General features: G+C 68.5%; 7 protein-coding genes and 1 tRNA gene. 1 reads left to right on the top strand and 7 read right to left on the bottom strand.

The genetic code is table 11. From position 1 onward, the window contains the following. Positions 1–327: arginase family protein (locus VA603_RS07020; protein WP_323438347.1), on the bottom strand; the 327-nt coding region annotated here is incomplete at its 3' end. Between the two features lie 306 nt (positions 328–633). Between VA603_RS07020 and VA603_RS07025 the strand changes: the two genes are divergently transcribed. Next, positions 634–1,128, top strand: a complete 495-nt coding sequence (locus VA603_RS07025) for a DUF6265 family protein (RefSeq protein ID WP_323438348.1) — start codon at positions 634–636, stop codon at positions 1,126–1,128. A 142-nt stretch (positions 1,129–1,270) separates the two neighbouring features. Here the strand turns inward: VA603_RS07025 and VA603_RS07030 are convergent, their stop codons facing one another. The 6 genes from VA603_RS07030 to VA603_RS07055 all read right to left on the bottom strand — a co-directional run. Continuing rightward, on the bottom strand, positions 1,271–2,500 hold the full coding sequence (locus VA603_RS07030) for a serine hydrolase domain-containing protein (protein ID WP_323438349.1): 1,230 nt from the start codon (positions 2,498–2,500) through the stop codon (positions 1,271–1,273). A gap of 484 nt (positions 2,501–2,984) precedes the next feature. Beyond that, positions 2,985–3,533 carry a DUF805 domain-containing protein gene (locus tag VA603_RS07035; RefSeq protein ID WP_207911765.1) on the bottom strand — a complete coding sequence of 183 codons (549 nt, stop codon included), beginning with the start codon at positions 3,531–3,533 and terminating at the stop codon, positions 2,985–2,987. A 384-nt stretch (positions 3,534–3,917) separates the two neighbouring features. Then, positions 3,918–3,993, bottom strand: a tRNA-Thr gene (locus tag VA603_RS07040). A 65-nt stretch (positions 3,994–4,058) separates the two neighbouring features. After that, positions 4,059–4,856 carry an SPOR domain-containing protein gene (locus tag VA603_RS07045; protein ID WP_323438350.1) on the bottom strand — a complete coding sequence of 266 codons (798 nt, stop codon included), beginning with the start codon at positions 4,854–4,856 and terminating at the stop codon, positions 4,059–4,061. 9 nt (positions 4,857–4,865) lie between these two features. Beyond that, complete coding sequence (locus VA603_RS07050; RefSeq protein WP_323438351.1) at positions 4,866–5,603, bottom strand: type III pantothenate kinase; 738 nt, start codon at positions 5,601–5,603, stop codon at positions 4,866–4,868. Continuing rightward, positions 5,600–6,014, bottom strand: a 415-nt coding sequence (locus tag VA603_RS07055; protein ID WP_486679289.1) for a lipoate--protein ligase family protein, incomplete at its 5' end; no start/stop codon positions are given. The genes VA603_RS07055 and VA603_RS07050, both read right to left, overlap by 4 nt.

A 6,014-nucleotide genomic window follows, 5' to 3' on the forward strand; every position in this document is an offset into this window, starting at 1 on the left:
GGCGGTGATCGAACCCACGCCCAGGCAGTGGTCACCGCCGAGCATGATCGGCATGCGCCCGTCGCGCAGTTCGGCGTAGCTGGCCTCCATCAGCGCGTGGTTCCACGCCACCACTTCCTGCAGGTGGCGGTAGCCCTGCACCGGGCCGGTCCATGGGTTGCGCGGGCCGTCGAGGTTGCCGACATCGCGTACATCCACCCCACGCGCCGCCAACGCCTCCGGCAAGCCGGCGATGCGCAGTGCCTCCGGCCCCAGGCGCGCACCGCGATGACCGGCACCCACGTCGGTGGGCACACCGATCAACGAAACAGGACGAAAAACAGCCATACCACCTCCATTTCAGATGAAACCAGTTTAGTCGCGCGGCCCGCATCCGACCTGCCGCAGTGCAGCAGAGCTGGTTCATGGGCCGTCCTGCACACGATGAATGCACAACCCCTGCAGGCGTATGACGGCAGGCCCGGACGCGCCACGGCGTCGGGCACCGCCACCACGGGCCAGCCCGGTCAGGCTGCCGCGCGCGCCGGACCGACGGCCGATGGGGATTTCCGGATGTATCCGTGATTCACTGGACGCTACAGGGCGCGTGCTGCCCGCCGTCCAACATCCGTCCGCGCCTGCACCGAGGTCACCATGCGCTTTGGCCGTTCCCTCATCGCATTCTCGCTGGTGATCACCGGCACCTTCGCGCAGGCCGGCAATGCCACCGACATCAACCACGTGGCCTGGCTGTCCGGTTGCTGGCAGTTGGACGGGCAACCGCCGGGCTCCGGCGAACAATGGTCAACCCTGGCCGGCGACACGATGCTGGGCACCAGCCGCAGCCTGCAGGCCCATCGCACTGCCAGCTTCGAATTCATGCTGCTGCGCCAGCACGACGACGGGCGGCTGGTGCTGACCGCGCTGCCCTCCGGCCGCAACGCGACGGAATTCAACGCCACGCGCGTCGACGCCAATGAGGCGGTCTTCGAGAATCCGGACAACGACTTCCCGCAACGCATCCGCTACCAACGCATCGACGACCAGCGCGCATGGGCCCGCATCGATATCGCCCGGGAAGACCCGGCGCAGTCGGCCGACTTCCCGATGCACCGCGTCCGCTGCAGCGAAACGGAGCCGTCGCGCTGATTGCCGTCGGGCGCTGCACGCTGCGGGGAGCGGCAACGGATCATTCGATGCCCACCGAACAGCCCACGCCCTTCCTGCCTGGCTGTGCAACCAATGCCCGGCTCCTTCGCAGGCTCAACCGATCCCACGGCAGCCGGAAGACTTACAGGTCGAAAGAAAGCAGGTCGTGGCCGGTCGCCGCGCGAACCACCCGCCGATACACCAGCGCACCACTGCCCCCGTTGGTCATCACCACGAGACCCCGCCGCTGCCGGGCATCGCCGATCGCGAAATTCTTGAAAATCCCGCTGTTGCTTCCCGAATGATGGAAGACCATGCCGTCACCGGTCTTCTCCATGTTCCACCCCAGGCCCTTCTCGGTCCAACGCCCGGGCACCGTGATCTGCGCGGTGAGCATCGCCTGCCGTGAGGCTTCGCTCACCTCCCAGGGCGCGCGTTGCCTGCGCTCCATCATCAGCGCCAGGAACGTCGCGTAATCCTGCACGGTGGAACGCAGGCTCGCGGCTGCATTGGCATGGATGTCGCCGGCCCAGGCCACCCGCCCCGGTGGCGCGACCGCCAGCACCTCGGGAAGCGCGCGCTCGGCATCCTCGTACTTCCAGGTGGGGAGCGGCTTTCCCCAGCGCTCGGCCACCTTCTGCGCGGCACTCCACTGGTCACGCAGGACCTGTACCGGCATTCCCGTCTCGGTGCTGTCATGCGCACGGTGTCCATGCACCGAACGCGCGGCGATGTCCGGACTCCAGCTGAAGGTGCTGTCGTGCATCCCCGCTGGCCCGAACAGATGCACGCGCATCGCTTCGTCCAGGCTCCGCCCGGTAATCGCCTCGACCACCAGCTGCAACCAGAAGAAGGCCTCACCGGAGTAACTGATGTCCACGCCCGGCCTGATCAGCGGCACCAATGCCTCGGTTGCCGGGGACGTGCGCCAGTTCGGCAGGCCGCTGCTATGCCGCAGCACGTCGCGCGCGGTGACCAGGTCGAGCCACGGATGATCCCCGAGGTAGTCGGGACGACGGTACCGGACCAGCGGGAGATCCAGGTCGATCAGGCCCAGGTCGGCCAGCTGCAGCACCAGGTAGGCGAATACCGGCTTGCTCAGCGATGCATCCTCGTACACCGTCCGGGCATTGATGGGCTCGCCCGTCAGTGTGTTGGCCACACCGATCCCGCGGCTCCAGGCAACCGCCCCGTCCTCGACCACGGCCATGCCGATGCCCGGCACCGCGAAGGCCTGCATGATGCCCGGAAGCGCCGCCAGGAACGCGTCGTCCGGAATCCACGAGCGCTCGCCCGCCCCGCAACGCGTGGCCGCATGCAGGTATCGCGCGGGCAGCATCCCCAGGGCACCGAGCGCTGCAAGACGGGCCATGAAACCTCGACGGCCAAGCGTTGGACGAACAGGCATCTCCATGTATCTCCAATAGGGCGGCCCGGGTGGTCCGCCGCCCTGACACGCTGTGCCATGGGCCCCCATCTCGACCCGTAGAACTGCCCGGAGAGCATAAGCCAATGGCCTGCCCGAAGGCGTCGCCTGCATCAGGCGCTTCCATCCACGACAGAACGCGCTGTCCTCCAGACAACCGCATCAGATGGCTCGGGACCGACGGCATCCAATGCTGGCGTTCCACGTTTGGACCCTGGCCCGGTGGCGCATCACCTCCCGGCCCCCTCGCCGGCCGGCACCACTTCACGCTTGCCCATGTCGGCGCCGGTACTCCCGGACATATTGCCGCTACGCGCCAGCGCACAGCACAGCCTTCCGGTTGGACCGGGCGAGCGGCGATGGCGGGATCCGGCCGTGCCTTGAACCCGGCACCGCTCGGCGGAAGCCCTGGCCAACGGTGGCATGGACCTTATCCCGGGGTTGCCCCGGTCGGTTCCGTTGCCTTGGTCGGGTAGGTGAGCAGATAGAGCAGCACGAGGATGCCCCCCACCGGTGCCAGGCTGATGAGCTGCCACCACGGGCTGAGCCCGGCGTCGCGTAACCGACGGGTACAGGCCGCCAACCACGGCACCAGGACAATGAGTGAGGCGATCTGCAGCGGCAGGGGACCTGTCGCCTCGGCGATCAGCTGGGCAAAGGCCAGCACCATCACAACGGCCAGGGCAAACCACCAGAAGTCTGCACGCGGGGTGGTACCGGTGAACTCCAGGCCGCGCCGTACGCCTTCGCGCATGGCCTCAACAGCAGGCTGGCTGGGGGTCGGCTTGCCTTCCAGGAGGCTTTCGGCGGGCACCTCAAATACGGCTGCCAACGCCCGCAAGGACTCCGTTGAGATCTTCGCGCCTGACTCCAGGCGCTGAATGGTGCGCAGGTTCAAGCCGCTCAGATTGGCCAACTGCTCCTGCGACCATTGCCGGGCGGTGCGGAGCTCTCGAAGACGGGCGCTGTTGATGTGCATGGAAACTCCTTGGAGTCAGGGGCTCTGGTTTCCCCACATCATGCTGCCGCAACCAGCCTTGCGTGACGACAGGGGCCCGGCACCGCCCCGACGCGAGGCTGACAACGCGCTGTCGGGTTGGCCTGCAGCGGGGTCCAGGCCACGTCGCCTCCTCTCTCACCGCTGCAGCCAAGGCACTGGTCACACGGCGCCCTCTACGTTGGCAAAAGCGGGGACAACAATTGCCGTTGGGTCGAGCCGATCCCACGAGCCATCGTGGACCTCTCCGTGTGCCCGTGTGCCTCAAGTGCAGGCAGATGCAAGGATCGCCGGACAAGCAGAAGCACGCAGCCCATTGATTTCGCTGCGAATCAGAGCGCTACGGGAAGCTGGACAATCGAGGTCTGGTGCCGCTTATCCGAATCGAACGGATGACCTACTGTTTACAAGACAGTTGCTCTACCAACTGAGCTAAAGCGGCAAGAAATCTTTCGGGCGGTGCGGGAACCCGCCGGGCGCCCCGGCTGGCCGGAGGCGGGCGCCATTCTAGCGCAGTCGCGCGCAATCCAGCGATTGTTGCTGGGCGGCGCCAGCACGTTGCATCAGGATGGCTGGCGAGGCGCTGCTGGAGGCGACGTCCAGCCACCAGGTTGGCGGGGTTTCGTTGCCGCCGCCAGCCAGCCGCGCCGGGAACCCGGCGGCCACCAGCGTGGCGAGACGGCGCTCGGCACCCTCGCGGTTGCGGTACTGGCCCAGCGCGACGGCATTGGCCTCCTCGCCCTGCGAGACCACGAAGTAGTCGTTGAAGCCCGCTTCCACGATGCGCTTGGCCGTGGCCTGCGCTTCCTCACGCGACGCCGCCGGCGGGATGAAGACACGGTAGCTGCCGCTGCCGGACTTGCCGGGAACTTCACGCACGCGCGGGCGCTGTGCGTCGGCACCCAGTGCCGCCTGCGCCGCCTGTGCCTTGGCCGCGTCGGTGAACGGGCCGAGGCTGGCGCAGTGCTCGACCGGCTTGGGCGTGGCTGCCACCGGCGGCACGGCCTCGGCCGGCTTGGCTTCGGTCGGCTTGGCCGGCGCCGGTGTTGGCGCCGCCGGCTCGGCGTCCTCCGGCCGTGCAACGGCCGGTGCCGCCACTGCGGCCGCGGGAGTAACCGCCGGCACGGCATCGCCCGCGGCGGCCGGCGCTGCCGACGCTGCCGGCGACGGCATCAGCTCAAGCGTGGCGACGCCGAGCTCGGGCTTGGCAGGTGCGGCGGCGGTATCGGCGCGCGGCACCATCCACCACAACGCGACGCCCACGTTGAGGATCACAAGAATGACGATCAGGAAGCGGCTCAGCATGCGCAGATCCTACCGTCCACCGGCGCCGTGGTGAACGGCCCAGCGCGCGAGCCCATCAAGCACCAGTGCCGGCCGGTGTTCGGCGTCTGGCAGCAGCGGCATCAACGGTGCGGCGCCGCCGCCGTGCACGATCAACGTCGGCGCGGCACCCAACAACCCGCCAGCCTGTTGCAGGCTGCGTTCGACCAGCGCCACGGCCGCGCCATCGCAGCCGGACGCCAGCGCATCGGCGGTGTCGTTGGCGAACTCTGCGTAATCACCGCCGCTGGCGGGCAGTTGCACCGCACGCGCGTGCAGGGCCTCGCGCATCACCGTCGGCGAAGCGGCGATGCGGCCGCCGCGATGCAGGCCATCGCCGTCCATCAGGTCGATGGTCAACGCCGTCCCGACACCCACCACCAGCACCGGTCGTTGCAACGACACCGTCGCCAGCAGGCCCAGGAAACGGTCAACACCGAATTTCTCCGGGCGCGCATAGGCCACGGTCACGCCGGCGCACTGCGCCTGGGTGCGCGCCACGTGCACCTGCTCGAAACGCTCGGACAGGATGCGCATCACCTCCCCGGTCAGTGCGGGCGCGGCCACGCTGGCCACCCAGGCGGCCTCGCCACGTGGCAGCGCTTCCAGCGCGCTGGCGGTCATCGCTTCGGCACCGTGCGCCCAGGCCTGCACGCTGCCGGCCTGGTTGCCATGCAGGGGCGCAAACTTGAAGCGCGAATTCCCCAGGTCGAACAACCAGTCGCTCATGCCGCCCTCACGCTGACTTCGCCGGCATGGAAACAGGTCTCCCGCCCGGCCATCTCCACCTTCAGCGCGCCATCGTCGGCCAGCCCGCAGGCCACACCCTCGTGCATCACGCCCCCTTCCTCCACCCGCACCGCGCGGCCACGCAACACGTCCATGCCCGCATAACGCGGCAGGAACGGTGCCAGCCCTTCCTGCTCGAACAGGTCCAGCGCCGGCAGCAACGAGGACAGCAACGCCATGACCACCGCATCGCGCCGCACCGGCAGGCCGGCCAATGCGTCCAGGTCCACCCAGGGCTGGCCGATGTCGGCGGCCGCCGCCGCAGGCATGTGGACATTCAGTCCCAGCCCGATCACCGCACGCGCCGGGCCGGCGAACTCACCGCCGCCCTCGACCAGCAGGCCGCCCAGC

The organism is Stenotrophomonas capsici, from assembly GCF_034961085.1.
GTDB classification, from domain to species: Bacteria; Pseudomonadota; Gammaproteobacteria; order Xanthomonadales; family Xanthomonadaceae; genus Stenotrophomonas; species Stenotrophomonas capsici.

Excerpts from the sequence above, each read along its gene's own strand:
- VA603_RS07025 (WP_323438348.1), top strand. The coding sequence starts at position 634 with ATGCGCTTTGGCCGTTCCCTCATCGCATTCTCGCTGGTGATCACCGGC.
- VA603_RS07030 (WP_323438349.1), bottom strand. The coding sequence starts at position 2,500 with ATGGCCCGTCTTGCAGCGCTCGGTGCCCTGGGGATGCTGCCCGCGCGA.
- VA603_RS07035 (WP_207911765.1), bottom strand. The coding sequence starts at position 3,533 with ATGCACATCAACAGCGCCCGTCTTCGAGAGCTCCGCACCGCCCGGCAA.
- VA603_RS07045 (WP_323438350.1), bottom strand. The coding sequence starts at position 4,856 with ATGCTGAGCCGCTTCCTGATCGTCATTCTTGTGATCCTCAACGTGGGC.
- VA603_RS07050 (WP_323438351.1), bottom strand. The coding sequence starts at position 5,603 with ATGAGCGACTGGTTGTTCGACCTGGGGAATTCGCGCTTCAAGTTTGCG.